Origin of the sequence: Microbacterium gorillae (genome assembly GCF_050990725.1) — a bacterium.
GTDB lineage: Bacteria > Actinomycetota > Actinomycetes > Actinomycetales > Microbacteriaceae > Microbacterium > Microbacterium gorillae_A.
The window spans coordinates 1,111,476-1,124,235 of sequence record NZ_CP158844.1; the positions used below are offsets into that span (position 1 = coordinate 1,111,476).

General features: G+C 67.9%; 11 protein-coding genes. 6 read left to right on the forward strand and 5 right to left on the reverse strand.

The window, feature by feature from the left end:
* Nucleotides 1–67: 67 nt before the first annotated feature.
* Together ABTV68_RS04885 and ABTV68_RS04890 are read right to left on the reverse strand one after the other, a co-directional pair.
* On the reverse strand, nt 68–832 hold the full coding sequence (locus ABTV68_RS04885) for a class I SAM-dependent methyltransferase (RefSeq protein WP_433676494.1): 765 nt from the start codon (nt 830–832) through the stop codon (nt 68–70).
* Nucleotides 829–2,253 carry a dihydrolipoyl dehydrogenase family protein gene (locus tag ABTV68_RS04890; protein ID WP_433676495.1) on the reverse strand — a complete coding sequence of 475 codons (1,425 nt, stop codon included), beginning with the start codon at nt 2,251–2,253 and terminating at the stop codon, nt 829–831. Before ABTV68_RS04890 ends, ABTV68_RS04885 begins: the two co-directional genes overlap by 4 nt.
* A gap of 181 nt (nt 2,254–2,434) precedes the next feature.
* Between ABTV68_RS04890 and ABTV68_RS04895 the strand changes: the two genes are divergently transcribed.
* The 6 genes from ABTV68_RS04895 to ABTV68_RS04920 all read left to right on the forward strand — a co-directional run bounded on the left by ABTV68_RS04895 (nt 2,435) and on the right by ABTV68_RS04920 (nt 9,929).
* On the forward strand, nt 2,435–3,928 hold the full coding sequence (locus ABTV68_RS04895; protein WP_433676496.1) for an AlkA N-terminal domain-containing protein: 1,494 nt from the start codon (nt 2,435–2,437) through the stop codon (nt 3,926–3,928).
* Nucleotides 3,925–4,437 carry a methylated-DNA--[protein]-cysteine S-methyltransferase gene (locus ABTV68_RS04900; protein WP_433676497.1) on the forward strand — a complete coding sequence of 171 codons (513 nt, stop codon included), beginning with the start codon at nt 3,925–3,927 and terminating at the stop codon, nt 4,435–4,437. Before ABTV68_RS04895 ends, ABTV68_RS04900 begins: the two co-directional genes overlap by 4 nt.
* Before the next feature lie 245 nt (nt 4,438–4,682).
* Nucleotides 4,683–5,018: a transposase gene (locus ABTV68_RS04905; RefSeq protein WP_433674139.1), complete on the forward strand. Its 336-nt coding sequence runs from the start codon at nt 4,683–4,685 to the stop codon at nt 5,016–5,018.
* An 8-nt stretch (nt 5,019–5,026) separates the two neighbouring features.
* Nucleotides 5,027–5,872, forward strand: a complete 846-nt coding sequence (locus ABTV68_RS04910) for an IS3 family transposase (RefSeq protein WP_433674138.1) — start codon at nt 5,027–5,029, stop codon at nt 5,870–5,872.
* A gap of 383 nt (nt 5,873–6,255) precedes the next feature.
* Nucleotides 6,256–8,121: an ABC transporter ATP-binding protein gene (locus tag ABTV68_RS04915; RefSeq protein WP_433676498.1), complete on the forward strand. Its 1,866-nt coding sequence runs from the start codon at nt 6,256–6,258 to the stop codon at nt 8,119–8,121.
* Nucleotides 8,118–9,929 carry an ABC transporter ATP-binding protein gene (locus ABTV68_RS04920; RefSeq protein ID WP_433676499.1) on the forward strand — a complete coding sequence of 604 codons (1,812 nt, stop codon included), beginning with the start codon at nt 8,118–8,120 and terminating at the stop codon, nt 9,927–9,929. Before ABTV68_RS04915 ends, ABTV68_RS04920 begins: the two co-directional genes overlap by 4 nt.
* Nucleotides 9,930–9,989: 60 nt before the next feature.
* Here the strand turns inward: ABTV68_RS04920 and ABTV68_RS04925 are convergent, their stop codons facing one another.
* From ABTV68_RS04925 to ABTV68_RS04935, 3 genes are all read right to left on the reverse strand, one after another.
* Nucleotides 9,990–10,442: a GNAT family N-acetyltransferase gene (locus tag ABTV68_RS04925; protein WP_433676500.1), complete on the reverse strand. Its 453-nt coding sequence runs from the start codon at nt 10,440–10,442 to the stop codon at nt 9,990–9,992.
* A gap of 146 nt (nt 10,443–10,588) precedes the next feature.
* Nucleotides 10,589–12,142 (reverse strand): L,D-transpeptidase family protein, encoded by a 1,554-nt coding sequence (locus ABTV68_RS04930; protein WP_433676501.1) that lies wholly within the window; start codon nt 12,140–12,142, stop codon nt 10,589–10,591.
* 166 nt (nt 12,143–12,308) lie between these two features.
* Complete coding sequence (locus tag ABTV68_RS04935; protein WP_433676502.1) at nt 12,309–12,716, reverse strand: RidA family protein; 408 nt, start codon at nt 12,714–12,716, stop codon at nt 12,309–12,311.
* Nucleotides 12,717–12,760 lie beyond the last annotated feature (44 nt).

Genomic DNA, 12,760 nt, shown 5'->3' on the forward strand with positions numbered 1-12,760 from the left:
CTGATACGACGGCCGCGATGCGCTTGCGTCGCGGCCGTCGTCAGCCTCTCGGAGCGCTGCCGTGCTGTCAGAGCCTCGTCGCGATGATCCGGAACCGACGTTGCGGAATCTCGATCGGGCGCATCGCGGCGAGGGCGTGCAGCTGCTCCTCATGCTCATGCACGTCGAAGTCGGGGACGTCCCACGGGACCATCGCGAGGTACTCCACGAGGGTCCCGATGTCGCGGAAACGCATCGCGCCGATCCAGTCGTCGGCACGATCGATGCGGAACCCGGCGTCGGCGATCTCGGCGGTGAGGTTCTCCATCGTGACGTGGTCGTACAGACCTGCGCCGCCGAACCACTCGCGCAGGCGCTCGCCGTCGCGCCCGTCGACCTGCTGGGTGAACAGTCGTCCGCCCGGGCGAAGAACGCGCGCGATCTCTGCGGCGTCCACAGCCTCATGACGATTCAGCACGAGATCCTGTGAGGCGTCCGGCAGCGGCAGCCGTTCGCGCAGTTCGGGGTCGTAGGCGAGGACGTCGATCCCGTGGGGTGTCAGCGCAGCGCGGGCGATCGGCTGGTTGTCCTCCCAGCCCTCGGTCGCGGTGACAACGCCGTGCTGGTCTCCGATCGCGGCCAGGTGCGTGAGCAGGCGCTCGCCGCCACCGGTGCCGATGTCGACGGCATGCTCGCTGGCACGCAGCGCGTCCCGAACCTCGTCGTCGAAATCCCACGGCGGATCCTCGGACTCGAGCCGCCCGTCGAGCGCCGCGAAGTCCCATCCGGACATGACTGATCGGCGATGCAGCTCTGCCAGCCAGGGGATGAGCTGCGGATCGCGAGCGGTCACGGGCGGCCGTAGCCCTCGAGGAGGCGGAGCCAGACCTCGCTGATGGTGGGGTAGGAGGGCACAGCGTGCCACAACCGCGTCAGGGGCACTTCGCCCACGATGGCGACGGTCGCGGCGTGCACCATCTCCTCAACACCGGGGCCCATGAGCGTTGCGCCGACGATGACACCGCGGTCCTCGTCCACCACCATTCGGGCGTGGCCGGCGTAGCCGTCTGCGAACGTGGCGGCACCGGCGACGGAGCCGAGGTCGTAGTCGACCACCCGCGTGCGCATGCCGGCGCGCTCCGCCTCGTCGGCGGTCAGACCCACCGAACCCACCGGCGGGTGACTGAACACCACCTGCGGCACGGCAGCGTGGTCGGCTGTGGCGACATGTGTGCCCCACGCGGCGTCATCCACCGGTCGTCCGTGAGCGCGCGCTGCGATGACATCACCGGCTGCGCGTGCCTGGTACTTGCCCTGGTGCGTGAGGAGCACGCGATGGTTGACGTCGCCGACGGCGTAGAGCCAGTCCGTGTCGGCGACGCGCAGGGTGTCGTCCACCGGGATCCAGTCGTCATCACTGACGCCGGACAGCCCGAGCGCCGTGAGACCGAGATCCGACGTACGCGGGCGACGCCCGGTGGCGACCAAAATCTCTTCGGACGTGATCTCGGTGCCGTCGGCGAGCACCACGGTGCGCCCCTCCACCCCGAGGTGCGCCGACGCGGGGCGCGAGTTCGCGAACACCACGCCGGCCTCCCGCAGCGCATCGCTGAGGCGCTCGCCCACGAACGACTCCATGCGCGGCAGGATCCCGGACGGAGCGATCATCGTGACCTGCGAACCCAGCGCCGCGTACAGGGTCGCCATCTCCACGCCCACCACGCCGCCGCCGATCACGGTGAGCGAAGCGGGGACGTGGTCGGCGGATGTGGCCTCGCGGCTGGTCCACGGCGAGATCTCGGCAAGTCCGGGCACGTCCGGGATGAGGGCGCTCGTGCCGGTGCAGACCGCGACCGCGTGGCGTGCCGTCAGCACCGTGACGGTGCCGTCGTCGGACGTGACGGTGACCTCTTTCGGAGCGCTGATGCGGCCGTGGCCCCGCACGAGATCGATGCCGGCCGAGTCCAGCCAGCCCACCTGCCCCGCGTCGTCCCAGTTGTGCGTGAACTCGGTGCGACGACGCAGCACCGCGGCGACGTCGAGCTCCCCGGTGATCGCCTCGGCCGATCCTGCGACGGCGCGGGCGGCGGCGAGCGCCTCCGAGGGCCGCAGCAGCGCCTTGGACGGCATGCACGCCCAGTATGAGCACTCGCCGCCCACCAGCTCTGCTTCGACGATGACGGTGGTAAGACCGCCCTGTACGGCTCGGTCGGCCACGTTCTCGCCGACGGGCCCTGCCCCGATCACAATGACGTCGTACTCTTGCGCGCTCATGGATACACGCTATGCCGCGCCACCGACACTGCGATACCCGATGCTCACAAGTTCGTTCGCTGGGCGCGATCGACGATGTTCTCTCGTGCTGTCGGGAGTGCCGTCCGTGCGATCAGAACCCGCCCACAGCGATGTCCGATTTCCGCGAGCCAATGTCGGATGCCGGTGTCAGGATGGACCCATGAGCCCGAACCTGACATTCGATGAGAGGTACCGCGCCATCAGCTCGCGCGACGCCCGATTCGACGGGCAGTTCGTCACCGTGGTGCATTCCACGGGTATCTACTGCCGTCCCTCGTGTCCCGCGCGCACGCCGAAGCCGGAGAACGTGTCGTTCCTGCCGACGTCGGCCGCCGCGCACGAGGCCGGATTCCGTGCCTGTAAGCGGTGTCTCCCTGAGGCTGCACCCGGTTCGCCCGAGTGGGACCTGCGCGGTGACGTCACGGGTCGCGCCATGCGACTGATCGCGGATGGCGTCGTCGAACGGGAGGGCGTGGCTGGGCTCGCGTCCCGCCTCGGTTACTCCTCGCGGCACCTGACGCGGGTGCTGACCGAGCAGCTCGGTGCTGGGCCGCTCGCCCTGGCGCGCGCGCATCGCGCGCACACCGCGCGCATGCTTCTCGTCGGCACTGATCTGTCCGCCGCGGACGTCGCCTTCTCGGCGGGTTTCGCGAGCGTCCGCCAGTTCAATGACACGATTCGCGAAGTCTTCGACCTGACGCCCACGGCGTTGCGCGCTCGGCGACGCACGCACGAGAGCACCGAAGGCGGTCGAATCGACCTGGTGCTGCCGTATCGCGCCCCGTTCGACCCGGACGGTGTGTTCGCGTGGATGGCCGCTCGCGTGCTGCCGGGGACAGAGGCCGGCGATGCGCAGGGGTTCGAACGAACGCTCCGCCTCCCGGGCGGGCCGGCATGGTTCCGTGTGGCTCGCGCCGACCAATCACGCCTGCGGCTGTCAGCGCGCCTGACTACCCTGGGTGACCTCAGCAGTGTGGTGGCTCGCGCGCGGAGGCTGTTCGACCTGGACGCGGATCCCGCGGCGATCGACGATGCCCTGGGATCGATTCCCGAACTCGCCCCACTGGTCGCCGCCGTTCCAGGAATCCGGGTGCCGGGCACGGCTGATCCGCACGAGATGCTGATCCGGGCGATGATCGGCCAGCAGATCTCGGTTCCCGCTGCGCGCACGCACCTCACTCGGCTGGTCGACGCGTTGGGCGAGGAGACGGACATCGCGGGGGAGGGCGGCCCACGCCGGCTCTTTCCCACGATGTCCGCGATCGCCGAGCACGGTGCCGAGGTGCTGCGCGGGCCGGCTGCGCGGATCCGTGCCATCACCGGGGCCGCGGCAGCCCTCGCGACGGGAGAGCTGCAGCTCACCAGCGGCGATGACTCGGAAGACCAGCGGCGGCGTCTGTTGGCCCTACCGGGCATCGGGCCCTGGACCGCGGACTACGTCCGCATGCGGGTCGTCGGCGATCCCGATGTCTTCCTCCCCGGCGACGTCGCCGTGCGCCAGGGCGGTGCTCGCGCCGGTCTTCCCGCGGATGCCGCGGGCCTGGACGACTGGGCGCGGCGTGCCTCGCCGTGGCGCTCCTACCTCACCGCGCACCTGTGGCGCGTCCTCTCCACCCCCATTGACACTCCGCTCCCGTCGGAAGGACGATCATGACCACCACGACCACTAGCACCGCCATCGTTCAGTTCATCGACACGGCAGACGGTCCGTTCGGCATCCTCGCTGACGAGGGCGGCGCCGTCATCGCGTCCGGGTGGACCGATGACCCGGTGTCTCTCGTCGAGCGCCTGCGCCCGCGGGATCGCCCCGCCGAGATCCGCGAGGGCGAGACCGCAGCGGGGGACGCCGTGCGCGCGTTCTACGACGGGGACGTCGAGCCGATCATGACCGTGCCCGTGCGTCAGCGGGGCACCGAGATGCAGCGCGCCGGATGGGAGGCGCTACGACGCATCACTCCGGGATCGCCACTGTCGTACGCCGAGTTCGCGGCGGCGTTGGGGAGCCCGACCGCCGTCCGTGCCGTGGCATCGATCTGCGCCCGCAATGCGGTCGCGTTGTTCGTGCCGTGCCACCGTGTGCTCCGCACCGACGGCACCCTTGGCGGCTTCGCCTGGGGCACCGACGTGAAGCGCTCCCTTCTCGCTCGTGAGGCCGCCGCGTAACCACCCCACGTCTTCCGCCACGTCGCCCCCGAAGCAACCGCACCGGGGGCGTCGCCACGCGCGCACTGTCCCGCGTGCGCCGCTCCCGGCACGGTCGTCCGCCGCCGTCGTCCCGCAGCCCCGCGTCGTCGTCTCGCGTGGTCGTCCCCCCCGCGTTTCAGAGCCCGCGAGACTTCCGTCTGTGGGTGAGAATCCGCGCGTTTGCGGTGACCCGCGGATGGTGGAGGCTGTGTCTCAGGTGATTTATGGAAGAGCAGGGGAAGCGTCCTGAGCGGCGCAAGGGTCAGCAGTGGCATCCGGATCAGCGTGCGGAGGCGGTGCGGATCTATCGGGAGTCGAGGGGGCGCACGATTCGTGCGGTCGCGGATGATCTCGGGGTTCCGTTTCAGACGCTGTATCGGTGGGTGCGGACGGCTCGTGATATCGAGCTGGATCCGTCGGGGACGTTGACGGATGCTGCGCGCAAGCGTGTGCGGAAGTTGGAGGAGGAGAACGCTCGACTGCGCAAGGAACTCGACTTCGAGAAAAAAGCGCGCGCCTTCGTTCAGGAGATCTCTCGCCGGCGGAATGGTTCGCGGTGATCGATCGAATGAAGGCTGATTTCTCCATCCAGTACCTGTGCCGCAAGTTCGGTGTCTCCGAGTCGGGGTACCACGCCTGGAAGACGCGACCGCTGTCGGCGACAGCGCAGTGGCGGGCGGTGTTGCACGCGAAAGTGCTCGGCCTGTTCGTGCGGTCCTTGTATACCGTTGGGCACCGCAAGATCGCCGCTGACCTGAGGATAGATCACGGCTTGCCCGTGAACCCGAAGAGCGTCCTGAAGGCGATGAAGGCGATGAAGCTGATGCCCCGAGCCACCGAGGCGGCGTTCGAGCGGGCCGCGGCCCGGGCCCGGGCGAGCGCCGACCCGGAGGACCTCGTCGACCGTCACTTCTCCGACGTGCTGGAGCCGGGAATGGTGCTCGTCGGCGACATCACCTACGTCCGTACCGATGAAGGATGGCTCTATGTCGCCACTGTCATCGATCTGGCCTCACGTTCGGTGATCGGGTGGGCATCGGGTGCCAGACAGACCGCGGAGCTGGTCGTGACAGCGTTGCGACGAGCGTTGCGCAGCGGGCACGTCAAGGAGAACGCGATCTTCCACTCCGATCACGGCACCCAATACCGGTCGAAGCGATTCGCAGGGTTCTGCCGCAAGCACAGCATCCGAAGGTCGATGGGCAAGAACTTCCAGTGCTGGGATAACGCTGTCGCCGAGTCGTTCTTCTCCAAGCTGAAGCAGGAACGACTCCGCTGGCAGCGCTTCACCACCCGGGCGCAGGCCACGAACGCCGTCGCGGACTACATCCAGTACTTCAACACCGCGCGACGACACCAGAGCCTGGACTACGCCACCCCAGCCGAAAAGCTGACAGAACTCATCGCCGCGTAACCGGCAGAAAGGAAACGAGACACCAACTCCACGAAACGCGGGTCACGCTAAACGCGGCGATTCTCGCCCACAGACGGAAGTCTCGCGGATGAGGCCAGCGGAAGTTCCGCGGGATGAGGGTTGCGGTCAGGGAACTCACAGCATAGTCTGGAGGGCTGTCGCGTCGACCGGCGTGACATCCCGTGAGCTCCAGGAGGCCGCAATGAACGAGACCGCTCTCACCACGCTTGTTGCCGCCTTTGTGCCCGCGGGGATCGCGACGCCTACGTTCGGGTAGAACAGCGTCGCCGCATCTCCGTCGCGGCCCCCTGCATCACCGGTAGCACCGGTCATTCGCGCGCTCGCGCGCATTCATCACTCGATCTCGATGTCCCTCAAGGATCATGTCTTCTTCCGCGCACTCTGCAGAACGTTTGTCCACCCCGCGCGCACTCGCGCGCCTGATTCCCTATGTCAAGCCGGTCGCCGGCCGTCTGGCGGGAGGCGCCATCAGCGCCCTCGTCGGCGCCGTGATCGCGCTGCTCATCCCCATCGCCCTGGAGAGCATCGTGCAGGGCCCCGTCGCCGGCGGCGACACCGTCGGCATCATCGTGGGTGCCATCGTCGTGCTCGTGCTGGGCCTGGGCGAAGCCGCCATGGTGTGGCTGCGTCGCTGGTTCGTGCTGGACCCCTCCATGGGGGTCGAGTACACGATGCGAACCGATTTCTACTCGAAGCTGCAGCGCCTGCCGGTCGCGTTCCACGACCGGTGGCAGTCCGGTCAGCTGCTCAGCCGGATGATGCAGGACATCGGCCTCATCCGCCGGTGGCTGGCCTTCGGTCTGATCCTGCTCGTCGTCAACATGCTGACGATCGTGATCGGCACCGTGCTGCTGTTCCGCTGGCACTGGATGCTCGGCGTCATCTTCCTCGTGTGTTCGCTTCCGCTCTGGGTGCAGGGCTACCTGTTCGACCGCAAGTACGGCGAGCTGTCCCGCCTCAGCCAGGACCAGGCAGGAGACCTCGCCACCAGCGTCGAGGAGAGCGTCCATGGCATTCGCGTGCTGAAGGCGTTCGGCCGTGGCAAGCACGCGCTCGGAAAGTTCGCCGGCCAGGCCGAGACGCTTCGCCAGACCGAACTGCGCAAGGCCAAGGCCGACGGCAACATCTGGTTCTGGCTGGTGCTGATGCCCAACGTCGCCTTCGGCCTCAGCCTGCTGGCCGGCATCTGGCTGTGCAGCCAGGGAGCCATCACCGTGCCGGAGCTGTTCGCGTTCTTCGCGATGGCGGCGGTGCTGCGTTGGCCCATCGAGTCGATCGGATTCCTGTTCTCCTTCCTGCTGGACGCGCGCACCGCCACGGACCGCGTGTTCGAGGTCTATGACGAGCTCGACACGATCACCGACCCGGCGAACCCGGTCGAGATGCCCACCTCGCGCGGCGAGCTGGTGTTCGAGGGCGCGCGCTTCCGCTACCAGGACGCGGGTGCTCACGAGCGGGATCTGCTCGATGGCATCGACCTGCGTCTGGAGCCGGGCGAGACCATGGCACTCGTCGGTCTGACCGGCTCCGGCAAGACGACCCTCACGACGCTGCCCACCCGTCTGTACGACGTCACCGGCGGTCGTGTCACGCTCGACGGCGTCGACGTGCGCGACCTGCGTCTGCGGGACCTGCGTCGTCACATCGCCATGGCATTCGAGGACGCGACGCTGTTCTCGGCCTCCGTGCGCACCAACGTGCTGCTCGGGCGTCCGGAACTGGATCCGAACTCGGAGGAGGGCGAGCGCGTCATGCGTGAGGCTCTCGCCATCGCCCAGGCGTCGTTCGTCGACGACCTGCCCGACGGCGTCGAGACCGTGATCGGTGAGGAGGGCATGAGCCTGTCCGGTGGACAGCGTCAGCGCCTCGCTCTTGCCCGCGCGGTCGCCGCTGCACCGGCCGTGCTGGTGCTCGACGACCCGCTGTCCGCACTCGATGTGGACACGGAAGCGCTCGTGGAGGCGGCGCTGCGTGAGGTGCTCGCCCACACCACGGCGCTCATCGTCGCGCACCGGCCGTCCACCGTGGCGCTCGCAGACCGCGTCGCACTGCTGGAGAGCGGCCGGATCACGGCGGTGGGAACCCACTCGCACCTGCTCGCGACCAGCGAGCACTACCGACATGTCATCTCGAGCCTTGAGGAAGCCGAGGCGGAGAAGACGGAGATCATGAAAGCGCAGACCGGGATCATCGAGATCGTGGCTCAGGAAGCGGAGGTGGAGCTGTGAGTTCTGTCACCGGAACCCAGGGCGAAGAACGCATCGACTACAACAAGGCGGAGAGCAAGGCGATCCGTCGCCGGTCGCTGCGCCTGCTGGGCTCGCTCATCAAACCCACGCGCGGGCTCATCGTGCTCACCGCGATCGTGGTGGTGGTCTCCACCATCCTGCAGGTGATCGCGCCGCGCCTGATCGCGTGGGGGATCGATGACGCCCTGCCGCTCGCGGTGGAGAAGGGGGACTGGAGCCTGGCGTTCTTCGTCGTCGCCATCTACATCGTGGTTGGGCTCGGCGGTGCCGCGCTGATCGGCTGGTACGCGGTGCTCGCGGCCAAGCTGACCCAGGGCATCATGCTGGACCTGCGCAAGCGGATCTTCCTGCACACCCAGCGACTCAGCCTGGAATTCCACGAGTCGTACACGTCGGGACGCATCATCTCGCGCCAGACCAGCGACCTCGACTCCATCCGCGAGCTCCTCGACGGCGGTCTGAACCAGCTGGTCTCCGGTCTGCTGTACGCGGTGTTCACCCTGGTGATGCTCGTGACGCTCGACTGGCAGTCCGGCGTCGTGCTGGTGCTGGCGGGTATCCCGCTGTATCTCCTGATGCGCTGGTTCTATGCGCGGTCGCAGGTGATCTTCCGTGAGTCGCGCGTGATCAGCGCTCGCGTGATCGTGAAGTTCGTCGAAACGATGACCGGTATCCGTGCGGTGAAGGCGTTCCGCACCGAGCCGCGCAACGACACGGAGTTCAGCGGGCTGTCCGCCGACTACCGCAACGTCAACATGCGCTCGATGAAGCTGTACGGCACGTTCGACCCCGGGATGATGGCCATCGCGGCCGTCACGCTCGCCGTCGTCGTGCTGTGGGGCGCGCTGCGCGTGCCGGATGGAACGATGTCGGCCGGTGTGCTGCTGGCCGCCGTGCTGTACGTCCGGCAGTTCTTCGGCCCGCTGCAGGACGTCGCGATGTTCCTGAACTCCTACCAGTCGGCCACGGCCGCGCTGGAGAAGGTCTCGGGCGTGCTCGAGGAGACACCCACGGTTCCGGACCCGGCCAAGCCGGTGGACCTGTGGGACGCGCGGGGCGAGCTCGAGTTCGACGACGTGACGTTCGGCTACTCGGACGCGCGAACGATCCTGCCGGACTTCTCGCTGAAGATCCCGGCGGGGGAGACGGTCGCACTCGTGGGTACGACCGGCGCGGGGAAGTCGACCCTCGCGAAGCTCGTGTCGCGCTTCTACGACCCCACGAAGGGCGCCGTGCGCCTGGACGGTGTGGATCTGCGTGATCTGCACCCGAAGGACCTCCGCCGCGCGATCGTGATGGTCACGCAGGAGGCGTACCTCTTCAGCGGGACGATCGCGGACAACATCGCGCTCGGCAAGCCCGACGCGACGCTGGATCAGGTCGTCGCTGCGGCGCGCGCCGTCGGTGCGGACGGATTCATCCAGGCGCTCCCGGACGGATACGACACGGACGTCAACAAGCGTGGTGGCCGGGTGTCGGCGGGTCAGCGTCAGTTGATCTCGTTCGCCCGCGCCTTCCTCGCGGACCCCGCCGTGCTGATCCTTGACGAGGCGACGGCGTCGCTCGACATGCCGAGCGAGCGGCAGATCCAAGACGCCCTGGAGACGCTGCTGGCCGACCGCACGGCGATCATCATCGCCCACCGGCTGTCCACGGTGGCGATCGCGGACCGCGTCCTCGTGATGGAGCACGGCAAGATCATCGAGGATGACACCCCGGAGGCGCTCATCGCCGGTACGGGCAAGTTCGCCCAGCTGCACGCCGCCTGGCGTGAGACGCTGGTCTGATCCCGCTCACGACGATGGCCCCGAACCGCTGGTTCGGGGCCATCGTCGTCTCACGTGTGATCAGATCTTGATGGTGGCGATGACCTCGCCGTACTCGGTCTCGCCGACGGGGGTGAAGCCGACCGCGGTGAAGAAGCGCTCCGGACCGTCTTCGCCGGCCTCGTAGATGACGTCCACGTGGTCGAAGCCGCGCTCGGCGGCGACGCGGCGGAGCTCGTCCACAGCGAAGCGGCCGATGCCGCCGCGCTGGGCTTCGGCGTCGACGTTGATGCGCCAGAGCACGGACTGGAAGTGCGGCTCGGTGGCGTCGTGATCGAAGTTGGCGCTCACGAAGCCGACCACGCGGTCGCCGTCCAACACGACGCGCTGCCAGGTGGTCTGGGGATTCACCACGGTGGTGGCCAGGTCATACGAGACCGGCGCAAGGAACTGCTGCTGCCCTGGCTTCAGGGACAGGTTGTTGACCGCCACGATGGTCTTGGCGCCGAGTTCTTCCAGTCGCAGTTCGCTCATAGCCACAGGGTAGCCGCTCACGCCGACACTTGGGGCCGCGTTGTTTCTGTGAAAGTCATCGTGTGGATGAGCGATGCGTGAACGTGGGGTGGTGCAACGCAGAACGGGCGCCGTCCGGTGAGGACGACGCCCGTTGCGTTGTGGACTCAGTAGTGAACGCTGACGCTCACGCCGTCGGCAGCCCAGTTGTACAGCCACAGCGCCTCGTCCTCGCGCATGTTGATGCAGCCGTGGCTCATCGGCGTGCCGAAGTTGTTGTGCCAGTACGTGCCGTGGAACGCCTCGTCGCCGTTGAAGTACATCACTGTCGGGACGTCCTTCGTGCAGTAGTCGTAGCCGTCGACGCAGCCCATGTCCTGCATGGGAACGTGGGCGAAGATCGTGAACTCACCCGTGTGCGTCTCGTGCCCGGATGCGCCGGAGGAGATCGTGAACGTGCGGATCGTCTTGCCGTTCTCGTACACGTAGGTGCGCTGCTCGCTGAGGTTCACGTCGATGTGCCGCTCGATCTTCGCGATCTCCGGCTGAGTCTCCTCGACCGGAAGCACGAGCTTGCCGTCGCCGGCGGCGATCTGCTGGGCGAACGCCGCTGCGAGCTTCGACGTGTCGCCGAGCTTGCGGCCCGTCTGCGACTTCTCACCCTCTTCGACGAGGTCGCCCCACTTGTTGACGATCTCCGTGCCGTTGACGGCTGGGCGGTCGATCTTCTCGGCGAGAGTCGGGATCACCTTGGCCAGCGCGGCCTCATCGACCTCGATCGTGAGGGCGCCGGACTCGTCAAGGGTCGGCGTCACCCACGAGGCGATGGTGGCAGGGTTGACCGGAACGGTGCGCTCGTCACCGACGTAGAAGCCGATCGTGGAGACCAGGCCGTTGAGCTTGTCAGCCGCGGCCTGGGCGGACTCGGTCGAGATGGCCGGGGTCAGCGCCTCGGGCTCGGCGGACGCCTGAGCAACGGTCTTGCCGTTCTCCAGGGCGCTCTGCAGCGCGACGCGCAGGCTGTCGACGTTCAGACCGGAACCGTCTGCGGCGGGCTTCACGTGATACGAGCCGTCGGCGAAGGTCACCTCGGCGTCGGTAGCGGGGACGAAGGCGTCCGGCAGCGCCTCGCGCAGCGCTGCCTCGGCCTTGTCCGCATCGATGGTCACTGCGCCGGTGTCGGCGGCGGAGTTCCACGCGTCCAGCTTCCACAGCGGAGCGTCGCGGTGTGCGGCATCGGCCAGCGCGCTCGCGTCGATCGACGCGCCGAGGTCGGCGGCGCTGAGGGTGACCTTCTCGCCGTTGCCGGTGAGTTCGATCGTGGTGGACGCCAGGCGATCGGCGATCGCGTTCGCCGCGGCAGTCGGGGTCAGGCCGCCGATCGGTACACCCGAGGCGCTCACGCCCGGTGCGATCAGCGTGGTCGAGGCGATCACGAGGCCGGCAGCGATTCCGGCGGCAGGCAGGAACACCCACGGCCAGCGCTTACGACGCTTCTTCGGCTCAGCCTCGGCCCAGACGGCGACCGGGGTCTCGGTGGCATGCGGCAGTGCGGTCAGCGTGGGCTCGGCGGGTGCGACGGGCGCAGCCACGGTTTCCGCAGCCATCGTCTCTGCGGTCGCGGCCTCGGTGGCAACAGTGTTGTCAGCCACGGAGTCGGCAGCAGCAGTGGTCGCGTCGTCCCCCGAAGCAGTGTGCTCGGGCTGATCGTGATCGGTCATGGCGGAACCCCCTGGTCAGTCGTCGCCACGCCTATCGTAAGTTCGCGCCGGCCCGCAACGGCGCTTGCGCGTATCACGATTTCGCCACGTCTTATCCCACACGTCCCGGGAACGCGCGAATGCCCCGGAACGGAGGGGTTCCGAGGCATTCGTGACAGGGACGATTTCAGTCGGAGACGACGGCGATCCCGTCGATCTCCACGAGCATCTCCTCGCGGGGCAGGCCCGTGAACACGGTGGTGCGGCTGGGCAGCACGCCACCCGTCGTGTGCTTGCTGACGAACTCGCCGTAGGCGTCGTTCATGATCGAGAAGTCCTCGCGCTTGGTGAGATAGACGCGCAGCATGATGACGTCGTCGAACGTGGCGCCGGACGCCTCGACGATGGCCTTGACGTTCTCCAGCGTCCGGGTGGTCTGCGCGGCCACATCCCCGGGGAAGAGGTACTCGTTCGTCACGGGGTCGACCGGTCCCTGGCCGGAGACCTGGACGATCGGACCCTTGCGGACACCCTGCGAGAAGGTGTGTGCGGGGGCGGGGGCGTTGTCCGTGCGGACCTCGATCTTGGTGCTCATGACAGTAAGAATACGGTGCGCCGAGGAATTTGTTCGGCGTACTG

What these genes read in the sequence shown, in the direction of transcription:
- ABTV68_RS04935 (WP_433676502.1), bottom strand. Translation starts at nt 12,716, where the DNA reads ATGAGCACCAAGATCGAGGTCCGCACGGACAACGCCCCCGCCCCCGCA.
- ABTV68_RS04905 (WP_433674139.1), top strand. Translation starts at nt 4,683, where the DNA reads ATGGAAGAGCAGGGGAAGCGTCCTGAGCGGCGCAAGGGTCAGCAGTGG.
- ABTV68_RS04925 (WP_433676500.1), bottom strand. Translation starts at nt 10,442, where the DNA reads ATGAGCGAACTGCGACTGGAAGAACTCGGCGCCAAGACCATCGTGGCG.
- ABTV68_RS04895 (WP_433676496.1), top strand. Translation starts at nt 2,435, where the DNA reads ATGAGCCCGAACCTGACATTCGATGAGAGGTACCGCGCCATCAGCTCG.
- ABTV68_RS04910 (WP_433674138.1), top strand. Translation starts at nt 5,027, where the DNA reads ATGAAGGCTGATTTCTCCATCCAGTACCTGTGCCGCAAGTTCGGTGTC.
- ABTV68_RS04930 (WP_433676501.1), bottom strand. Translation starts at nt 12,142, where the DNA reads ATGACCGATCACGATCAGCCCGAGCACACTGCTTCGGGGGACGACGCG.
- ABTV68_RS04890 (WP_433676495.1), bottom strand. Translation starts at nt 2,253, where the DNA reads ATGAGCGCGCAAGAGTACGACGTCATTGTGATCGGGGCAGGGCCCGTC.
- ABTV68_RS04900 (WP_433676497.1), top strand. Translation starts at nt 3,925, where the DNA reads ATGACCACCACGACCACTAGCACCGCCATCGTTCAGTTCATCGACACG.
- ABTV68_RS04915 (WP_433676498.1), top strand. Translation starts at nt 6,256, where the DNA reads ATGTCTTCTTCCGCGCACTCTGCAGAACGTTTGTCCACCCCGCGCGCA.